The organism is Bradyrhizobium huanghuaihaiense, from assembly GCF_007830635.1.
In the GTDB taxonomy this organism is placed as follows: Bacteria; Pseudomonadota; Alphaproteobacteria; order Rhizobiales; family Xanthobacteraceae; genus Bradyrhizobium; species Bradyrhizobium huanghuaihaiense.
In genome coordinates, this window is sequence record NZ_VLLA01000018.1 from 1 (window position 1) to 19,135 (window position 19,135).

Below are 19,135 nucleotides of genomic sequence, written 5' to 3' on the forward strand. Positions count from 1 at the left end.
GATCCCGGGCCTGCCGTTCTCGCTGTAGAGCGGCGCGATCTCGCCGTCGATCCAGTCCCAATCGACCTTGCCGGCGAGCAGAACCAGCTCGTGCTTCATATTGATGATCTGGTCGAGCCGAGCCCGGAACAGATCGTTCGATCCCGTCGTCTTGTGCTTCTTCGGCCGCATCGTTCCCTCCGATGCAGACAAGGAATCATGCTTCCCGCTTCGAGGGAATCCACGAAAACCAAATCGCAAGGTTCTGACGCCCAAAGCATCAAAACCTTGCAATCTGGAAATGCCCCTTAGCCCAAATCGAGATTCCCGATCAGTGGCTTAGTCCTTCTTCACGGACGACTGGTCAGCGTCGCCGCAATATTCGACTGCAGCGCGCCTTGCTGAGCGGCCAGCATGGTGCTGACCATCGCCATCATGTCCATTACGCGAACCCTCGTACCGGCTGTAACCTAGACGCGAGGGGTTAATGGGACATGAATTGTCACACGGTCGACCCACGGCCGAGATGCCGTAGGGTGGGCAAAGGCGCATTTGCGCCGTGCCCACCACCTCACCATGGTCGCAAAAAATGCATGGGCACGCTTCGCTTTGCCCACCCTACGGCACCGGGAAATGGGTCAGCGCGTCGGAACCGGCTTGGCGCCGCGGTAGTCGTAGAAGCCGCGCTGGGTCTTGCGACCGAGCCAGCCGGCCTCGACGTATTTCACCAGCAGCGGGCACGGGCGGTACTTGGAATCGGCGAGCCCCTCGTGCAGCACCTGCATGATCGACAGGCAGGTATCGAGACCGATGAAGTCGGCAAGCTCGAGCGGCCCCATCGGATGGTGCGCGCCGAGCTTCATCGCAGCGTCGATCGCCTCGACATTGCCGACGCCTTCATACAGCGTGTAGATCGCCTCGTTGATCATCGGCAGCAGGATGCGGTTGACGATGAAGGCCGGGAAATCCTCGGAGACCGCGACCTGCTTGCCGAGCTTGGCGACGAATTCCTTGGCCGCCTCGAAGGTCGCATCATCCGTGGCAATGCCGCGGATCAGCTCCACCAGCTCCATCAGCGGCACCGGATTCATGAAATGAATGCCGATGAAGCGCTCGGGCCGGTCGGTGGCGGCGGCGAGCCGCGTGATCGAGATCGAAGACGTGTCGGAGGCGACGATCGCCTCGGGCTTCAAGATGGCGCAGAGCTCGTGGAAGATCTTGCGCTTGACCTCCTCCTTCTCGACCGCGGTCTCGATCACGAGATCGCAGTCGGCGAGGTCGTCGAACTTCTCGGCGGCCACGATGCGCGAGAGCGCCTGGGTCTTGGCCTCCTCGGTGACGACCTTCTTGGAGACCTGGCGGGCCAGATTGCCGTTGATGGTGGCCATGCCCGACTTGAGGCGGTCGGCCGAAACGTCGTTGAGCACCACGTCGAAGCCGGCGAGCGCCGCAACATGCGCGATGCCATTGCCCATCTGACCCGCGCCGATCACGCCGACCTTCTTGATCACTGCCGCCATAATGTCATCCACCGGAACGGCGCGCAGATCGCGCCCTGCCTATCCCCTGAGCCGGGAGGTCTGATTTGACCAGTAGCCTGATTTAATCAGAACCTTGGCTCGAAACCTAGATTGGATCGCTTCGAAGGCGTGCCCCACGCCAAAGAAAACGCTCAAAAATGAAACACCGGCCGGAGTTTATACCTCCGGCCGGTGTTTTGAACGCGGTTTACTTGCCGAGCTTGCCGAGTTCGGCCGTCAGCTCCGGAACCGCCTGGTAGAGGTCGGCGACCAGGCCGTAATCGGCGACCTGGAAGATCGGCGCGTCCTCGTCCTTGTTGATCGCGACGATCACCTTGGAGTCCTTCATGCCGGCCAGATGCTGGATTGCGCCGGAAATGCCCACGGCGACATAGAGCTCGGGGGCCACGACCTTGCCGGTCTGGCCGACCTGCCAGTCGTTCGGGGCATAGCCGGCGTCCACCGCCGCACGCGAGGCACCGACGCCGGCACCCAGCTTGTCGGCGAGCGGCTCGATGTACTTTGCGAAGTTTTCCCGGCTCTGCATGGCGCGGCCACCGGAGACGATGATCTTGGCCGAGGTCAGCTCGGGACGGTCGCTCTTGGCGACCTCCTCACCGACGAAGGACGACAGGCCGGGATCGGCCGCCGCCGCCACGGTCTCGACCGGCGCGCTGCCGCCTTCGCCTGCCGCGGCGAAGGTGGAGGTGCGGACCGTGATGACCTTCTTGGCGTCCTTCGACTTCACCGTCTGGATGGCGTTGCCGGCATAGATCGGACGCTCATAGGTGTCGGGGGCGACCACCTTGATGATCTCCGAGACCTGCATGACGTCGAGCAGGGCCGCGACACGCGGCATCACATTCTTGAAGCGCGAGGTCGCGGGCGCGACGATCGCGTCATAGGACGGGGCCAGCGAGACGATCAGCGCGGCCAGCGGCTCGGCGAGATCATGCGCGTAGAGCTCGCCGTCGGCGAGCAGCACTTTCTTCACGCCGGCAAGCTTGGCAGCGGTATCAGCCGCCGCCTTGGCGTTCTGGCCGGCCACCAGCACCTCGACGTCCGCGCCGAGCGCAGCAGCCGCGGTGAGGGTCTTGTTGGTCGCATCCTTGAGCGACGCATTGTCGTGTTCGGCAATCAGAAGCGTCGTCATCAGAGCACCCCGGCTTCGTTCTTGAGTTTCGACACCAGCTCGGCGACGTCCTTGACCTTGACGCCCGCCTTGCGGCCCGCCGGTTCAGTCGTCTTCAGAACCTCGAGGCGCGCGGCGACATCGACGCCGTAATCGGCAACGGTCTTCTCCGCGATCGGCTTCTTCTTGGCCTTCATGATGTTCGGCAGCGAGGCGTAGCGCGGCTCGTTGAGACGAAGATCGGTGGTGACGATCGCCGGTCCCTTCAGCTTGACGGTCTGCAAGCCCCCGTCGACTTCGCGCGTGACCTTGAAGTCAGAACCTTCAACCTCGAGCTTCGAGGCGAAGGTCGCCTGCGACCAGCCGAGCAGCGCGGCCAGCATCTGGCCGGTCTGGTTGCTGTCGTCGTCGATCGCCTGCTTGCCGAGGATGATGAGGCCAGGCTGCTCTTCGTCCGCAACCTTCTTCAGGATCTTGGCGACGGCGAGCGGCTCGACGGTGCCTTCGGCCTTCACCAGGATGCCGCGATCGGCGCCCATGGCAAGACCGGTGCGGATCGTCTCCGACGCCTGCGCGGGCCCAATGGAGACCACCACGACTTCGGTCGCCTTGCCGGCTTCCTTCAGACGCAACGCTTCCTCGACCGCGATTTCGTCGAACGGGTTCATCGACATCTTGACGTTGGCGAGTTCAACGCCCGATCCATCGCCCTTGACGCGGACCTTGACGTTGTAATCGACCACCCGCTTTACCGGCACTAAGACCTTCATCGATCCTCTTTCACTCAATTTGGGAGGGGGGTTATCAACTGGCGCGGAACCTAAAGGCCTGATCCGGCCCGGTCAACGCGCGAAGCGGCCAATTTTTAGACCTTAGAAATGCACCGCCCAAATGGGTCAGCGGTTCTGGCCCGGAACCCAGAGCACGTCCCCGGCGCCGTTATGGTTAGCGGCTCGGCTCGCCACGAACAGGAAATCCGACAGGCGGTTCATATACTGGATGCCAGCCGCGCTGACCGGCTCGCCCGGTCGGGCCGCCAGTTCCACGATGACGCGTTCCGCCCTGCGGCATATCGTGCGCGCGACATGGAGATAGGCTGCGGCCGGAGTGCCGCCGGGGAGCACGAAGGAGGTCAGCGGCGCGAGCTTGTCGTTGAGCGCGTCGATGTCGCGCTCGAGGCGCTCGACCTGGCTCGCGACCACCCGCAGCCGCTCCGCTTTGCCCTCACGCTCGGGCACGGCGAGATCGGCGCCGAGGTCGAACAGGTCGTTCTGGATGCGGCCGAGCATCGCATCGAACTCGGGCATGTCATGGGTGTGAAGCCTGACCACGCCGATTGCGGCATTGGTCTCATCGACGGTGCCATAGGCCTCGATGCGCAGATCGTATTTCGGACGGCGCTCGCCCGAGCCGAGCGCCGTCGTGCCGTCGTCACCGGTTTTGGTATAGATGCGGTTCAATACCACCATGTTCAGCGTCCCATCGCCCAGACTGCGGCCATGGCGATGACGATCGCCACGAACTGCAGCAGAACCCGCCAGCGCATCAGCTTCTGCGAGGTGTTCGGCGAGCCGCCGCGCATCATGTTGACGAGACCGAGCAGCAGCACCAGTGCCACGGCGCCGACCGCGATCGGCAGGATGAAAGTACTCAGGATAGATGCCATCAGGGTAGATAACACCGTGTGCGGCGGTTCGCCATGGCGTTCCCGATCTGGCTTTTAAGCCAATAATATCAGAAGCTGGCTGGATGAATATCGATCCGATGCAGCCGTCCTTCACCACTCCCCGCCTGCGGGGAGAGGTCGAATTCGATCGCAGATCGAATTCGGGTGAGGAGGACTCTCCGCGAACCCGGCTCTCACCGTCCACGCGGAGACTCCCCCTCACCCGCCGCGCTCAGGCGCGCAAGTGCGCTGCCGAGCGCGTCGGCCTCTCCCCGCAGGCGGGACGAGGCGAACCGCACTGCAAGCAGGGTACGAAAGCATCCGCCGCAACTGCGGGTGCCACGTGAAAGCGATCCGCTACATCTACTGCGTTCTGGAGGATGCGTTCTATACGTTCCTGGCCGACGACGGCTGGGCGATCGCGAGCCATATCGCGCTGTCGACCCTGATGGCGCTGTTCCCGTTCCTGATCGTGCTGACCTCGCTCGCCGGCTTCTTCGGCTCCAAGGAACTCGCCGATCAGGCCGCCAGCCTGATGCTCGAGGTGTGGCCCAAGCAGGTCGCCGATTCGATCTCGGGCGAAATCCACGACGTGCTGACCACCACCCGCACCGGCGTGCTGACCATCGGCGCGGCGCTGTCGGTCTACTTCGCCTCGAACGGCGTCGAGGCGCTCCGCGTCGCGCTCAACCGCGCCTATGCCGTGGTGGAGATGCGGCGCTGGTACTGGCTGCGGCTGGAATCGATCGGCTACACGTTGGTCGCGGCCTTCACTGCGCTCGCCATGGCATTCCTGATCGTGCTCGGTCCGCTCTTCATCGAGGCGGCCCGGCGCCATATCCCGCTGTTCGTCGAATCCAACGAGAGCATCCTCACCTGGCTGCGCTACGGCATCACCATCGGCGCATTGGTGGTGGCGCTGGTGATCCTGCATGCCTGGCTGCCCGCGGGCCGGAGGAGGTTCTTCCAGATCCTGCCCGGCATCGTCTTCACCATCGTGGCGTCGCTGATCTCAGGCATCGTCTTCGGACAATATCTGGCGCGCTTCGCCAACAATTACGTGACGATGTATGCAGGCCTCGCCTCGGTGATCATCGCGCTGGTGTTCCTGTATTTCATCGCGGCGATCTTCGTTTACGGCGGCGAGCTCAATGCCGCGATCATCAAGTCGCAGCTTCCTCACGGCGTGTCGCTTCAAGCAGCGCAGTCGCTAGAGCCCGCGGAGACACAGGCTTGACCAGGAAAGCGTCGGCGCCGGCTTCACGCGAGGCCGCCTCGTCCTCGCCGCGCCCGGAGACCCCGATGATGGGGATTTGAGCCAGCGGCGCCGGCATGGTGCGGATCCGCCTGATCGCCTCGACGCCGTCGATCCCCGGCAGCACCATGTCCATCAGCACCGCATCGAAGGCGCCCTGCTCCAGCCGGTTCACGGCATCCTCGCCGCGGCCGATGAACTCGGCATGATGGCCGAGCTCGGTGAGGATGGTGTTGAGCACGACGCGGCCGAACGGATTGTCCTCGACGCTGAGCACGCGCAGCGCAGACAACGCGTCCACCCCGGCTTCGCCTTTCGATTTGCGCGACCTGGCCGGCCCTGCCGCATCCAGCGACACCGTCAATGTGAAGGTGGCGCCGCCGCCACTGCGCGGCGCGACCGAGATGTCGCCGCCCATCGCGCGCGCCAACTGCTTCACCGAGGACAGCCCGAGGCCGGCGCCGCCGAAACGCGAGGCGATGGTGACATTGGCCTGGGTGAAGGGGCGGAACAGCCGCTTGATCTCGGCCATGGTCAGGCCGATGCCGCTGTCGGACACCGCGAAGGCGACGCCGACCTTGCCTTTGCTCTTCTTGGCAGGACGCCAGGGCGCCACCGCCAGCGCCACACCGCCCTGCTCGGTGAACTTCACCGCATTGTCGATCAGGTTCTCGAGCGCGGCGCGCAGACGGACGGGATCGCCGACCACCAGCCCCGGCAGCTTGTCGGAAATATCGACCTGGGCCTGCAGCCCCTTGGCCGCGGCGCGCCCGGCGAGCGAATCGCCGGTGCTGCGTGCGAGCGCCCGTAAGTCGAACAGATCCTGCCGCAGCGTGCTGCCGGCCTTCCCGGCGCCCTTGCCCGTTTTGGCAGCGTCCACGAACAGCGTGGCAAGGCTCGCCAGATGCTCGGCGCCGGCCTTGATGGTGTCAGCCCAGCGCCGCTCCCGCTCCCCGAGATCGGAGGTCGCGAGCAGATCGCTGATCGCGAGAATGCCGGTCAGGGGGGTGCGGACCTCGTGGGCAAAGGCGGCGAGCGCCGCCTGGACCACATCTGGCGCGGCGGCCTTGGTGGCGCGCTTGCGCGACCGCCCGGCCGCCCCGGACCGTTTCCGAGGCGGTCGCGTGGACGTCCGCGTAGTGCGCACCGCGCGCGTTTTCGCCGCCATAATTCCCCTTCGAAGTATCCCCTTCGAACCCGGGCTATGCGGCGAGCATGGCACGACGGAACCCTCGGAGTCACGGCAGCGTTTAGCTAACCCCCAGAGAAACTTAACCTAATCCCACCAGCTGGCGAACACCGGCAGGTGTGATGCCCGCGCTGCGCAACTCCCGCAGCCCCGTCGAGCGGCTGGATTTCGACAGCTTCCGTCCCTCCTCGTCACGAATCAGCGCGTGGTGGCGGTAGGCGGGTTCCGGCAGGCCAAGCAGGACCTGGAGCAGGCGGTGGACCGACGTCGCATGAAACAGGTCCTGGCCCCGCACGATCTCGCTGACGCCCTGGAGCGCGTCGTCGACGACCACCGACAGATGGTAGCTGGTCGGCGTCTCCTTGCGGGCCAGGATCACGTCGCCCCAGGCCTCCGGTCGCGCCGGGACGGTATCACGCTCGCCATCCGGCCCCTCGCCGAGTTCGTTCCAGCTCAGGCCATCGACGCGGCGGCAGGCGGCCGCCATGTCGAGCCGGAGCGCGTAGGGCGCGCCCGAGGCGATCAGTCGTGCCCGCTCGCCTGAGGACACCGATTTGGCGTCACCGGGATAAAGCGGTGCGCCGTCGGGATCGCGCGGCCACGGCCCGTCGGCCTCTCGCGCGGTCACCAGCCTTGCGATCTCGGCGCGGCTTTCAAAGGCGGGATAGACGAGGCCCAACTCGGAGAGTCTTTCGAGCGCAGCGCGATAGTCGGACAGATGCTCCGACTGCCTTCGCACCGGCGTCTCCCAGGCGATCCCGAGCCAGGCGAGGTCTTCGTAGATCGCGGCTTCATATTCCGGCCGGCAGCGTGTCGCATCGATGTCCTCGATCCGCAGCAACAGCCGCCCGCCGGTCTCGCGCGCCCGATCGAAGTTGAGCAGCGCGGAATAGGCGTGGCCGAGATGCAGGAGGCCGTTCGGGCTCGGGGCAAATCGGAAAACGGGTGGCATGAATTCTCTCAAGACTCGTCATTGCGGGCTTGACCCGGCAATCCATCTTCCATGACTCTGTTACGATAGGAGATGGATGGCCGGGTCAAGCCCGGCCATGACGCCGGAGAGAGCTTACCGAGCCACATGACCATCCATCTCGAATCCCAGTCCGACCTCGAAGAAGCCGTCCACGCGCTGATCAAGCGCGATCCACGGCTCAAGCCCGTGCTCGAGACCGCGGGCATGCCGGCGTTGCGGCGACGCGAGCCGGGCTTTACCGGGCTCGCGCACATCGTCTGCGGCCAGCAGCTTTCGACCGCGAGCGCGTCGGCGATCTGGGGGCGGTTGTCCGCCGCCTTCGATCCGTTCGACCATGATGCCGTGCGCCGCGCCCGCACCGACCGGCTGGGGCGGCTCGGCCTGTCCGCCGCCAAGATCAAGACGCTGAAGCATCTGGCGCGCGAGATCGGTGCGCAGCGGCTGAACCTCGACGTGCTGGCGGAGGAAGATGCCGACGCCGCGCATCACACGCTGATCTCGCTGCCCGGCATCGGGCCGTGGACGGCGGATGTCTATCTCTTGTTCTGTCTCGGCCATGGCGATGCCTGGCCGGCCGGCGACCTCGCCGTGCAGGAGGGCATCAAGATCGGGCTCGGCCTCAAGGCGCGGCCGACGGAGAAACAGATGGCACCGCTCGCCGAGCCCTGGCGTCCCCTGCGCGGCGCGGCGGCGCATCTGTGGTGGAGCTATTATCGCGCGGTGAAGAAGCGCGAGGGCGTGCTCGCCGGCCAAACCTGATCATCACAAGTTTATCGTGTCCCGGACGCGGTGCGGCACGAAGTGACGCGCCGCAGAGCCGGGACCCATGGGCTTCGCGAGATGGATGCATGGGCCCCGGATCAGCAGCGCATCACTGCGTGCTGCGCTGCGTCCGGGGCACGAGGCCCTAGCCCCGCAGCCGCTCGCGGTCGGCGCGGGCACACTCGGCCACGAAGTCGACGACGGCGCGCACCGCGGACAGCTCGACCAGATCGGGATGGGCGAGCAGCCAGAGGTCGGCGACGCTGACGAGCTTCTGCGGCGCGACGCGCACGAGGTCCGGATAGCTTTCCGCGACGAAGCAGGACAGCGCGGAGATTCCGATCCCCGCGCGCACCGCCGCCAGCATGTCGCCTTGCGACGAGCAGCGCATCACCACGGTGCCCTGGCGTGTGATCGCATCGCTCCAGCGCGCCAGCTGCGCGTTGGAATCCTGGTCGGCAAAGCCGATCACGCTATGCCCCTTCCACTCGCCGCTGCGCTCCGGCAGGGAACGGCCGGCGGCATAGTCGCGCGAGGCGTAGAAGCCGGTGCCGAGACGGCCGATCTTGCGGCCGACCAGGTTTTCCTCGCCGCTGTCGACCGGGCGCAGCACCACGTCGGCCTCGCGGCGGCGCACGCTGGCCGGAAACGGATGGGTGATGATCTCGAGCCGGATATGGTCATGCGCGCCCAGAAAGGACGGCAGCCGCGGCATCAGCCAGTGCGAGGCAAGCGTCGCGCCGATCGACAGCTTGACCGTGCCGCGCGCCTTGCGCCCGCCGGCGCCAACGGCCGCCTCGGCGCGGAGCGCGGCGGCCGCCATCGCCTCCGCGTGCTCGCGCAGCGTCCGGCCGTCGGCGGTGAGCACGAAACCATCCGCGGCGCGCGCCAGCAGCTTGGTGCCGAGTTGCGCCTCCAGCGCCGCGACCTTGCGGCTGACGGTCGGATGGCTGGCATGCAGACGCTTTGCCGCAGCCGTGAAGCTGCCGGTATCGGCGACCGCGACGAAGGTCTTGCAGAGGTCCCAATCCACCACCGGCTCCGTTCAAATCTGAATATGCGCTTGTTCAATATTGAACGATCACGCGACCGCCGTTCAACCCTATAGTGGGGTCAAACCGCCAGGCGAGAACACTCCGCCGGCGCGACAAATCGACATGGAAGCGCTCACCATCGGCCGCAAGGACCGGCGATGCGCGTTATCAGGAGGATCGGATGGCACTGCCCGCCCTGCTCAAGAACAATCTGGAGCTGCCCGTCGTCGGCTCGCCGCTCTTCATCGTCTCCGGACCGGAGCTGGCGATCGCCCAGTGCAAGGCGGGAATCGTCGGCTCGTTTCCCGCGCTCAATGCCCGCCCCGTCGAGAAGCTCGACGAATGGTTGAGCCGGATCGAGGACGAGCTCGGCGAATACAAGTCGCGCAATCCCGGCAAGAAGGTCGCGCCCTACGCCGTCAACCAGATCTGCCATGCCTCCAACGACCGGCTGATGAAGGACATGGAGACCTGTGTGAAGCACAAGGCGCCGATCATCATCACCTCGCTGCGGCCGCCGGCGGAGATCGTCGAGGCCGCGCATTCCTATGGCGGGCTGGTGTTCCACGACGTCATCAACGTCAAGCATGCGCGCAAAGCCGCCGAGCAGGGCGTCGACGGCCTGATCCTGGTCTGCGCCGGCGCGGGCGGACATGCCGGCACGCTGTCGCCCTTCGCGCTGGTGCGCGAGGTCAAGCAATGGTTTGGCGGCGCGATCCTGCTGTCGGGCGCGATCAGCGACGGTTTCGGCATTGCCTCCGCGCTGACGCTGGGCGCCGACCTCGCCTATATGGGCACGCGCTTCATCGCCACGCAGGAAGCCAACGCCGACGAAGCCTACAAGTCGGCGCTGACGCAGCATGCCGCGCACGACATCATCTACACCAACCTGTTCACCGGCGTGCACGGCAATTACCTCGGGCCCTCGATCGCCGCCGCCGGCCTCGATCCGGACAATCTTCCCGCCGCCGATAAGTCGAAGATGAATTTCGGCTCCGGCGGCAACATGAAATCCAAGGCGTGGCGCGACATCTGGGGATCGGGCCAGGGCATCGGCCAGATCATGGACGCACCGCCGGTCGCAGAGCTCGTCGGCCGGATGAAGGGCGAATTCGATCAGGCCCGGCAGGATTTCCTGATGCGCGCCAGCGCCTGACGGCTCGGACTGACAGAAAGAAAAACGGGAGGACATCATGAAGCTGGCAGCCGCGCTGATCGGCCTGTCGTTGCTGACGCTCGCAACCGGGACCGCCCGTGCCGAAGGCGGCGACGAGATCCGGATCGGCCAGACCCTGCCCTATAGCGGTCCCGCCTCCGGCTTCGGAGCGATCGGACGGACGCAGGAGGCGTTCTTCGAGAAGGTCAATGCCGAGGGCGGCATCAACGGCCGCAAGGTCAAGTTCATCACACTGGACGACGCCTACTCGCCGCCCAAGACGGTGGAGCAGACCCGCAAGCTGGTGGAGCAGGACGAGGTGCTGATGATGTTCGGCTCGCTCGGCACCGCCACCAACAGCGCCGTGCAGCGCTACCTCAACGGCAAGAAGGTGCCGCAGCTGTTCGTGCTCTCGGGCGCGACGAAATGGGCCGATCCGCAGAAATATCCGTGGACCATGCCCGGCATGGCCGCCTACGAATCCGAGGGCGTGGTCTATGCCAAGCACGTGCTGCGCACGAAGCCCGGCGCGAGGATCGCCATCCTCTCCCAGAACGACGATTTCGGCCGCGACTATGTCGCAGGCTTCAAGCGTGCGCTCGGCGAGAAAGGCGCCAGCATGATCGTGGCGGAGCAGACCTACGAGACCAGCGCGCCGACGATCAGCTCGCAGCTCTCGACCCTGAAGTCATCGGGCGCCGACGTTCTGTTCGGCGTCGTGCTCGGCAAGTTCACCTCGCAGATGATCAAGGGCGTCGCCGAGATCGGCTGGAAGCCCGAGCTGTTCTTCGTGCCGACCTCGGCCTCGTCGATCTCGTTCCTCGAGCCGGCCGGGCTCGACAACGCGGTCGGCCTGATCTCGTCGAGCAACCAGAAGGACACGATGGACCCGCAATGGGCCAGCGATCCCGGCGTGAAGGATTATTTTGCCTTCATGAAGCAGTACATGCCGACCGCGGACCTCTCCAATTCCAACTACGCTGCCGGCTACCACTATGCGACGCTGCTGATGACGGTGCTGAAGGCATGCAAGGATGATTTCAGCCGCGACAACATCATGCGCCAGGCCGCATCGCTCAAAGAGGTGAAGCTGCCGCTGCTGCTGCCGGGCATGTCTGTCACCACCGGCCCCGATGACTATCTGCCGTTCCAGCAGCTGCAGCTCCGGCGATTCAACGGCAAGAGCTGGGTCGGGTTCGGCGACGTGCTGGACGATCGCTAGACTGGAACAAGGTAAGGACACGCCATGATCATCAGCGGCGAACGGCGAATCGGCTACGACGAGATCCAGATCCGCATCAGACGGGCGGCGAGCGGGCTCCGCGCTCTCGGCCTTGCCGAGGGCGTTCCGGTCGCCATGATGCTGCGCAACGATTTCGCGCTGTTCGAGGTGGTTGCGGCCTCCGCCGCGCTGGGCAGCCCGGTGGTGCCGATCAACTGGCATCTCAAGGCCGAGGAGGTCCGCTACATCCTGACCGACAGCGGGGCGAAGATCCTAGTCTGCCATGCCGATCTGCTGCCGCAGATCCGCGCCGGCCTGCCCGAGGATGTCCACCTGCTCGTCGTCGCGACGCCACCCGAGCTCGCGGCGACTTTCGCCGTTCCGCCGGAGCTGACCGAAGTCCCGGCGGGCCTGACCGATTGGGACCGCTGGCGCGGCGGTCATCCGGAAAATCAGGAGCCGCCGCGCCGGGCCGCGGCGATGATCTACACGTCGGGGACCACAGGCATGCCGAAGGGCGTGCGGCGCATGCCGATGCAGCCCGAACAGGCAGCCGCCTCCGAGCGCGTCGGCGCGATAGCCTATGGCATCAAGCCGCGGGACAACCAGGTCGTGCTGATCAACGGGCCGATGTACCACTCGGCGCCGCACTCCTACGGCATGCTGGCGTTCCGCAGCGGCTGCACCATCGTCCTCCAGGCGCGGTTCGACGCCGAGGAGCTGCTGGCCCTGATCGAGCGCCACCGCGTCACGCATATTCACATGGTGCCGACCATGTTCGTCCGGTTGCTGCGGCTGCCCGAGGCTGTAAGACGCTGCTACGACCTCTCCTCGCTGCGCTTCGTCGTGCACGGCGCCGCGCCCTGCCCGCCCGAGGTGAAGCGCGCCATGATCGAGTGGTGGGGACCCGTCATCAACGAATATTTCGGCTCGACCGAGACCGGCATCCCGGTGTCGCACTCGGCCGAGGAGGCGCTGAAGAAGCCGGGCACGGTCGGCCGCGCCATCGAAGGCGGCATCGTCAAGATTTTTCGCGATGACGGCAGCCTCTGCAACGTCAATGAGGTCGGCGAGATCTACATGCGACAGACGGCCGTGCCCGATTTCGACTATCACGGCAAGGCGCAGGCGCGGGCAGAGGCCGGGCGCGACGGTCTCGTCAGCGTCGGCGACGTCGGCTATCTCGACGAAGACGGCTATCTGTTCCTGTGCGACCGCAAGCGCGACATGGTGATATCAGGCGGCGTCAACATCTATCCCGCCGAGATCGAGAACGTTCTGATCGCAATGCCCGGCGTGCGCGACTGCGCCGTGTTCGGTATCCCCGACGCCGAATTTGGCGAGCGACTGTGCGCCTGCATCGAGCCGGAGACGGGCGCGCAGCTCTCCACCGCCGCGGTGCAGGCCTTTCTGCGCGAGCGATTGGCCAACTTCAAGGTGCCGAAGGAGGTCCAGTTCCTGGATGCGCTGCCCCGCGAGGCGACCGGGAAGATCTTCAAGCGCAAGCTGCGCGATCCCTATTGGGCGGCTTGATCAGGTCCGCGTCCCCGGCTCGGTGATCGATGCCGCGGCAAGCATGCCGCCGGCGATCAGCGAGGGTCGCCTAAAGGGCACGTGAAGGGGCAACGCGTACCGAGTTGCAAAGATGCGTCAACGGGACGTATCGGCCATGGTTCCTGCGCATCGTCACGTCACGTGATGTTCGTAACGGCGCCCATTGCCGCACCCACTGCGCGTTGCTTAGGCGCGCTTTGATCGCCATCGCGGAGCAACCAATCGGAATCTCGTCTGTTGTCGCCCGGCACAATCAACCGTCGGAGGACAACAATGTCACGTCTACCCATTCTCGCCGCAACGCTCCTGCTGCTCGGGTCAGTGCCCGTCAGCGCACAGTCGCAGCCCGCGCAAAGCGGGCCGGGCAACAACGCGATCAACAGTTCCGATCATAACAATTCGAACGCCCCGGTCGCGGGGCGCAACAGCTTCACCGAAGGCCAGGCGAAATCGAAGATCGAGGCCGCCGGTTATTCCAACGTATCCGTCCTGCAGAAGGACAACGACGGCGTCTGGCGCGGCAAGGCCGACAAGGCCGGGACCAAGACCGACGTGAGCGTCGACTTCCAGGGCAACGTGAACCCCACCAAGTAAGCGGAGGATGCAACATGACCACCACCATTTCCCGACTCTATGACAACTATTCGGATGCGGAGCGTGCAGTCACCCGTCTCGAGGCCGCGGGGGTGCCGCACTCCGACATCAGTATCGTCGCCAACAATTCCGACAACTGGTACGGCACCTCGACCCGCAAGGTCGATCGCGATCGCGACGGCGTCGACGACCGCGCTGAAGGTGCGGGCACGGGCGCCGGCGTCGGCGCGGGCCTCGGAGGCGCGGCGGGCCTGCTGGCGGGACTGGGATTGATGGCTATTCCTGGACTCGGACCCGTCGTCGCTGCCGGCTGGCTGGCATCGACCGCGGTAGGCGCGGCGGCCGGCGCTGCCACTGGCGGCATCGTCGGTGCGCTGACTGAGGCCGGCGTGTCCAGGGACGATGCGTCTCGCTACGCCGAGGGCGTCCGCAGGGGCGGAACGCTGGTTTCGGTGAAGGTCCCCGATCAGGACCGCTCGCGTCTCGATGCCCTTCTGCACGAGAGGTCGGTGAACCTGCAGGACCGGAGCGCTGCCTGGAAAAAGTCCGGCTGGACCAGCTTCGATGCCGCCAGCCCACCGCTGTCCCCCGATGATGTCGGGCGCGAACGCGAGTTGTATGGCGCGGGCACCCGAAGATAGTTGGCTTGCCACCTGTAGAGTGACAGGCAATTCCACTCGCAAAGAAAGGCTCCGCTGAAGTGGAGCCTTTCCCTTGTGCATGCCCCGCAGCAGCAAACAGCGTTTAAAACTATGTTGAGGTTGCAAACGGGGCGCGCATAGCCGATGAGATGCCGGTGCGGATCAGAGCCGGGATCGACATCATGACAGCCACCGACTTCATCGTTGCACGGGACAATCTCGAAACCTGCAAGACGATCGCAACCGGGCTTCCCGCGGCAGACGCGCTTCCGCAGGACGCACTGCTCGTCAAAGTCGAGCGCTTTGCGTTCACCGCCAACAACATCACCTATGCGGTCATGGGCGACGAGCTGAAATACTGGCAGATCTTTCCCGCACCTGAGGGATTCGGCAACATTCCGGTATGGGGCTTTGGCGAGGTGATCGCCTCGAAACATCCGAACGTGCCGGTTGGCGAGCGCCTGTTCGGCTATTTCCCGATGGCGACGCATCTCGTGATCGAAGCGACCGACGTCAGCAAGCGGGGCTTGCGCGACGGCGCCGCGCACCGGCAGGGCGTTGCGCCCGTCTACAATGCCTATGCGCGCGTCGGCGGCGACCCCGCTTACGCGGGGCGGCAGGGCGATTACCAGGCGCTGCTGCGGCCGCTGTTCATGCTGTCGTTCCTGGTCGACGACTTCCTCGCCGAGAACGACGATTTCGGCGCGCGCGCCGTGCTGCTGTCGAGTGCCTCGAGCAAGACCGCATTCGGGCTCGCGCATCTGCTTCACACGCGCGGCCGCAAGGTGATCGGCCTGACCTCGTCAAGCAATACCGGCTTTGTCACCTCGCTCGGCTGCTATGACGAGGTCGTCACCTATGACCGCGTGACGTCGCTGCCGTCGGACGCACCGGTTGCCTTCGTCGACATGGCCGGCAACAGCGCGCTGCGCACCACGCTGCACCGACATTTCGGCGACCAGATGAAGTGCTCGGTACGCGTCGGATTGACGCATCGCGCGACCGATGCCGACGAAGGCGTCCTGCCCGGCGCAAAGCCGCGCTGGTTCTTCGCGCCCGACCACATCCGCAAGCGCGCCAAGGAATGGGGTCCGGGCGGCATCGAGCAGCGCCTTGGTGCGGCCTGGGCCGGCTTCGCGCCGATGTTGGAGCGATGCTTGACCGTGATCGAGAGCCGTGGGCCCGAGGCAGTGCGGCAGGTCTATCTCGACACGCTGCAGGGCCGCATTCCGCCGGAGCAGGGCCATATGCTCTCGCTGCTCGGGTAAAGCGCTTTTGACATGGATTGATCCGGTATAGCGTTCGATCTCAGAGGAAACGCCGCGAAGACGGCCACGAGGTCGCCAATGCTGGACAGGACGAAGGATATTTCCGTCGCCGCACAGGCCTGGCTCGACGATTTCGAGCGGACGCTGGGCAAACCCGATCGCGAAGCACTCGCCCGCCTATTCGTCGCCGAATGTTTCTGGCGCGATGTGCTGGCACTGAGCTGGAACCTGCAAACGATCGCCGGCCAAGATGCAGTCGCTCGGGCGCTGACAGCACTCGCACCAAAGGCCGCGCCGGCCAATTTCAAGATCGCAGCGAACCGCGCACCGCCGCGCTGGGTGACGCGCGCCGGCACGAACAACATCGAAGCCATCTTCAGTTTCGAGACCGCGATAGGCCGCGGCAGCGGTATCGTGCGGCTCGTCCCTGACGCCGCCGACGGCGACCGCTTGAAGGCATGGACGCTGCTCACCGCGCTCGACGAATTGAAGAGCTTCGAGGAGCAGCTCGGCACCTCGCGGCCGCGCGGCCAGGCCTATTCGCGCGATTTCCGCGGACCGAACTGGCTCGACCTGCGCAACGCCTCGCGCGACTATTCCGATCGCGATCCGGCCGTGCTGGTGGTCGGCGGCGGCCAGGCCGGGCTCGCGATTGCGGCGCGGCTGAAGCAGTTGAAGGTCGACACCCTGATCGTCGATCGCGGGATGCGGATCGGCGACAATTGGCGCAAGCGCTATCACGCGCTCACCCTGCACAATCAGGTGCAGGTCAATCACCTCCCCTACATGCCGTTTCCGCCGAACTGGCCGGTCTATATCCCCAAGGACAAGCTCGCCAACTGGTTCGAAGCCTATGTCGATGCCATGGAGCTGGACTACTGGACCGGCACAGAGTTCGAGGGCGGCTCGTATGACGAGGCCAAGGGCCACTGGACCGTCACCCTGCGCCGCGCCGACGACAGCAGACGCACCATGCATCCGCACCATGTGATCATGGCGACCGGGGTCAGCGGCATCGCCAATATCCCTGACATTCCGACCCTCGACAATTTCAAGGGGACGCTGGTGCATTCCAGCCGCTACGAGGACGGCGAGAACTGGACCGGCAAGCGCGCCATCGTCATCGGCACCGGCAACAGCGGCCACGACATCGCACAGGATCTGCATTCCAGCGGCGCCGAGGTGACGCTGGTGCAGCGTTCGCCGACGCTGGTCACCAATATCGAGCCTTCGGCGCAGCTTGCCTACGCGACCTACAATGAGGGTACGCTCGAGGACAACGATCTGATCGCGGCCTCGATGCCGACGCCGCTCGCCAGGAAGACGCATGTGATGCTGACCGAGCAGTCGAAGCAGCTCGACAAGGAGCTGCTCGACGGCCTCTCGCGCGTCGGCTTCAAGCTCGACTTCGGCGAGGCCGGCACCGGCTGGCAGTTCAAATACCTCACCCGCGGCGGCGGCTATTATTTCAACGTCGGCTGCTCCAACCTGATCGTCGAGGGCGCGGTCAAGCTCAGGCAGTTTTCCGACATCGAGCGCTTCCTCGCCGAGGGCGCGCGGATGACGGACGGCTCGACCATTGCCGCCGATCTGATCGTGCTCTCCACCGGCTACAAGCCGCAGGAATATCTGGTGCGGAAATTGTTCGGCGACGCAATCGCCGACCGCGTCGGCCCGATCTGGGGCTTTGGTGAGGGTTTCGAGCTGCGCAACATGTATGCGCGCACGAAGCAGCCCGGCCTCTGGTTCATCGCCGGCAGCCTCGCGCAATGCCGCATCAACTCGAAATACCTCGCGCTCCAGATCAAGGCGATCGAGGAAGGGATGCTGGGGCGCGAGGTGAGCGCAACTTGAGCCTCCGTCATTGCGAGCCACCGGGTCCGCGCACAGCGCGGCCCGATGACAGGCTCCGCGAAGCAATCCAGACCGTCTCCGCGGAAGGATTCTGGATTGCTTCGCTGCGCTCGCAATGACGACGCGGATGCAGGCGAGCACGACAGAGACAGCGAGAGGAAGGGACACCCATGCCAGCCATTCTCGGCAGCGGCGAGCACCGCTACCGCGTCGTCGAAAATTTCGCCAAGCTGCCCGACGGCTGGACGCTGACCGACGTCGCCTCGGTCGCGGTCGACAGCAAGGACCGAATCTACGTGTTCAACCGCGGCGCCCATCCGATGGTGGTGCTAGACCGCGAGGGTAATTTTCTCCGCAGTTGGGGCGAAGGCCTGTTCTCCCGTGCGCACGGCCTGCATATCGATGCGGACGACAATCTCTACTGCACCGACGACGGCGACCACACGGTGCGCAAATGCACCACCGACGGCAAGGTACTGCTGACGATCGGCATCCCCGCAAAGCCGGCGCCGTTCATGAGCGGCGAGCCGTTCCACCGCTGCACCCACACCGCATTGTCGCCGAAGGGCGAGATCTACGTCTCCGACGGCTATGGCAATGCGCGCGTGCACAAGTTCACGCCCGACGGCAAGCTGATCAAGAGCTGGGGCGAGCCGGGCACCGACCCTGGCCAGTTCAACATCGTGCACAATATCGCGACCGATACCGACGGCTGGGTCTATGTCGCCGACCGCGAGAACCATCGCGTGCAGGTGTTCGACGGCGAGGGCAGATACGAGACGCAGTGGAACAATCTGCACCGGCCCTGCGCGCTGTGCTGCTGCGGCGGGGCCAAGCGCCCGACCTTCGTCATCGGCGAGCTCGGCCCCGGCCTCGACATCAACCGCAACGTGCCCAATCTCGGCCCGCGGCTGTCGATCGTCGACGCGCAGGGCAAACGCATCGCGCGGCTCGGCGGCGAGGAAGGTCCGGGCGTTGCCAGCGGCAGGTTCCTGGCGCCGCACGGCATCGCGCTGGATTCGAAGGGCGACATCTATGTCGGCGAGGTCGGCGTGACCAACTGGAAGGCGAGCTTTCCGGACGAGGAAATGCCCGCCGTGGTGCGTGCGACGCGGTGCCTGCAGAAGCTGGAGCGGGTGCCGGAATGAGGCATCGGCGACCGCCCGGCGGTTCCGGCCGGCCTCGCCGGCCCCTCGCCGAATCACGGCGTTTCTGGGCGCTTCGCCACCCCGCCGCCGCATTGGCCACGGCTGAATAAGTCTCTCGGCGGGCTTCACAATCCCGTCACGCTGCATGTAGTATGTCAGTACATGCTGCTTCGCAGCGTACATTGGAG

19 protein-coding genes are annotated in these 19,135 nt (G+C 65.4%); 10 read left to right on the plus strand and 9 right to left on the minus strand.

Annotated features, from left to right (window positions below; translation table 11 throughout):
- The 6 genes from IQ16_RS29435 to IQ16_RS29460 all read right to left on the minus strand — a co-directional run.
- Positions 1 to 171: transposase (locus IQ16_RS29435; RefSeq protein ID WP_488226075.1), on the minus strand; the 171-nt coding region annotated here is incomplete at its 3' end.
- 446 nt (positions 172 to 617) lie between these two features.
- Positions 618 to 1,499, minus strand: a complete 882-nt coding sequence (locus tag IQ16_RS29440; RefSeq protein WP_018646531.1) for a 3-hydroxybutyryl-CoA dehydrogenase — start codon at positions 1,497 to 1,499, stop codon at positions 618 to 620.
- Positions 1,500 to 1,707: 208 nt separating this feature from the next.
- Entirely contained in the window at positions 1,708 to 2,652 is a 945-nt protein-coding gene (locus IQ16_RS29445; RefSeq protein ID WP_018646530.1) for an electron transfer flavoprotein subunit alpha/FixB family protein, read from the minus strand.
- Positions 2,652 to 3,401 carry an electron transfer flavoprotein subunit beta/FixA family protein gene (locus tag IQ16_RS29450; protein WP_018646529.1) on the minus strand — a complete coding sequence of 250 codons (750 nt, stop codon included), beginning with the start codon at positions 3,399 to 3,401 and terminating at the stop codon, positions 2,652 to 2,654. Before IQ16_RS29450 ends, IQ16_RS29445 begins: the two co-directional genes overlap by 1 nt.
- Before the next feature lie 126 nt (positions 3,402 to 3,527).
- Complete coding sequence (locus IQ16_RS29455; RefSeq protein WP_018646528.1) at positions 3,528 to 4,100, minus strand: cob(I)yrinic acid a,c-diamide adenosyltransferase; 573 nt, start codon at positions 4,098 to 4,100, stop codon at positions 3,528 to 3,530.
- A 2-nt stretch (positions 4,101 to 4,102) separates the two neighbouring features.
- The gene (locus IQ16_RS29460) at positions 4,103 to 4,297 is read right to left on the minus strand and encodes a twin transmembrane helix small protein (RefSeq protein ID WP_018646527.1); all 195 of its coding nucleotides are present in this window, start codon (positions 4,295 to 4,297) and stop codon (positions 4,103 to 4,105) included.
- Between the two features lie 343 nt (positions 4,298 to 4,640).
- Between IQ16_RS29460 and IQ16_RS29465 the strand changes: the two genes are divergently transcribed.
- Positions 4,641 to 5,534, plus strand: a complete 894-nt coding sequence (locus tag IQ16_RS29465; protein WP_018646526.1) for a YihY/virulence factor BrkB family protein — start codon at positions 4,641 to 4,643, stop codon at positions 5,532 to 5,534.
- Here the strand turns inward: IQ16_RS29465 and IQ16_RS29470 are convergent.
- Together IQ16_RS29470 and gluQRS are read right to left on the minus strand one after the other, a co-directional pair.
- Positions 5,461 to 6,720 carry an ATP-binding protein gene (locus IQ16_RS29470; protein ID WP_018646525.1) on the minus strand — a complete coding sequence of 420 codons (1,260 nt, stop codon included), beginning with the start codon at positions 6,718 to 6,720 and terminating at the stop codon, positions 5,461 to 5,463. The two genes, IQ16_RS29465 and IQ16_RS29470, sit on opposite strands and share 74 nt — an antisense overlap.
- Positions 6,721 to 6,823: 103 nt before the next feature.
- The gene (gluQRS, locus tag IQ16_RS29475) at positions 6,824 to 7,693 is read right to left on the minus strand and encodes a tRNA glutamyl-Q(34) synthetase GluQRS (protein ID WP_026312544.1); all 870 of its coding nucleotides are present in this window, start codon (positions 7,691 to 7,693) and stop codon (positions 6,824 to 6,826) included.
- Between the two features lie 126 nt (positions 7,694 to 7,819).
- On the opposite strand from gluQRS, the gene IQ16_RS29480 reads away from it, so the two are divergent.
- Positions 7,820 to 8,473 (plus strand): DNA-3-methyladenine glycosylase family protein, encoded by a 654-nt coding sequence (locus IQ16_RS29480; protein ID WP_020608058.1) that lies wholly within the window; start codon positions 7,820 to 7,822, stop codon positions 8,471 to 8,473.
- Positions 8,474 to 8,621: 148 nt separating this feature from the next.
- On the opposite strand, the gene IQ16_RS29485 is transcribed toward IQ16_RS29480, so the two are convergent.
- The gene (locus tag IQ16_RS29485; protein ID WP_018646523.1) at positions 8,622 to 9,509 is read right to left on the minus strand and encodes a LysR family transcriptional regulator; all 888 of its coding nucleotides are present in this window, start codon (positions 9,507 to 9,509) and stop codon (positions 8,622 to 8,624) included.
- 182 nt (positions 9,510 to 9,691) lie between these two features.
- Here IQ16_RS29485 and IQ16_RS29490 point away from each other — a divergent pair, with 182 nt between their 5' ends.
- From IQ16_RS29490 to IQ16_RS29525, 8 genes are all read left to right on the plus strand, one after another.
- A complete protein-coding gene (locus tag IQ16_RS29490) occupies positions 9,692 to 10,666 on the plus strand; it encodes an NAD(P)H-dependent flavin oxidoreductase (RefSeq protein ID WP_018646522.1) in 975 nt (324 codons plus the stop codon).
- 37 nt (positions 10,667 to 10,703) lie between these two features.
- The gene (locus IQ16_RS29495; protein ID WP_018646521.1) at positions 10,704 to 11,888 is read left to right on the plus strand and encodes an ABC transporter substrate-binding protein; all 1,185 of its coding nucleotides are present in this window, start codon (positions 10,704 to 10,706) and stop codon (positions 11,886 to 11,888) included.
- A gap of 24 nt (positions 11,889 to 11,912) precedes the next feature.
- Positions 11,913 to 13,421 carry an acyl-CoA synthetase gene (locus IQ16_RS29500; protein WP_018646520.1) on the plus strand — a complete coding sequence of 503 codons (1,509 nt, stop codon included), beginning with the start codon at positions 11,913 to 11,915 and terminating at the stop codon, positions 13,419 to 13,421.
- 294 nt (positions 13,422 to 13,715) lie between these two features.
- Positions 13,716 to 14,036 carry a PepSY domain-containing protein gene (locus tag IQ16_RS29505; RefSeq protein ID WP_018646519.1) on the plus strand — a complete coding sequence of 107 codons (321 nt, stop codon included), beginning with the start codon at positions 13,716 to 13,718 and terminating at the stop codon, positions 14,034 to 14,036.
- A gap of 14 nt (positions 14,037 to 14,050) precedes the next feature.
- Positions 14,051 to 14,677 (plus strand): general stress protein, encoded by a 627-nt coding sequence (locus IQ16_RS29510; protein ID WP_018646518.1) that lies wholly within the window; start codon positions 14,051 to 14,053, stop codon positions 14,675 to 14,677.
- A gap of 182 nt (positions 14,678 to 14,859) precedes the next feature.
- Entirely contained in the window at positions 14,860 to 15,945 is a 1,086-nt protein-coding gene (locus tag IQ16_RS29515) for a DUF2855 family protein (RefSeq protein ID WP_026312542.1), read from the plus strand.
- A gap of 78 nt (positions 15,946 to 16,023) precedes the next feature.
- Complete coding sequence (locus IQ16_RS29520; RefSeq protein ID WP_018646516.1) at positions 16,024 to 17,799, plus strand: flavin-containing monooxygenase; 1,776 nt, start codon at positions 16,024 to 16,026, stop codon at positions 17,797 to 17,799.
- A gap of 170 nt (positions 17,800 to 17,969) precedes the next feature.
- Positions 17,970 to 18,947, plus strand: a complete 978-nt coding sequence (locus IQ16_RS29525) for a peptidyl-alpha-hydroxyglycine alpha-amidating lyase family protein (RefSeq protein ID WP_018646515.1) — start codon at positions 17,970 to 17,972, stop codon at positions 18,945 to 18,947.
- The last annotated feature ends 188 nt before the right edge of the window (positions 18,948 to 19,135 follow it).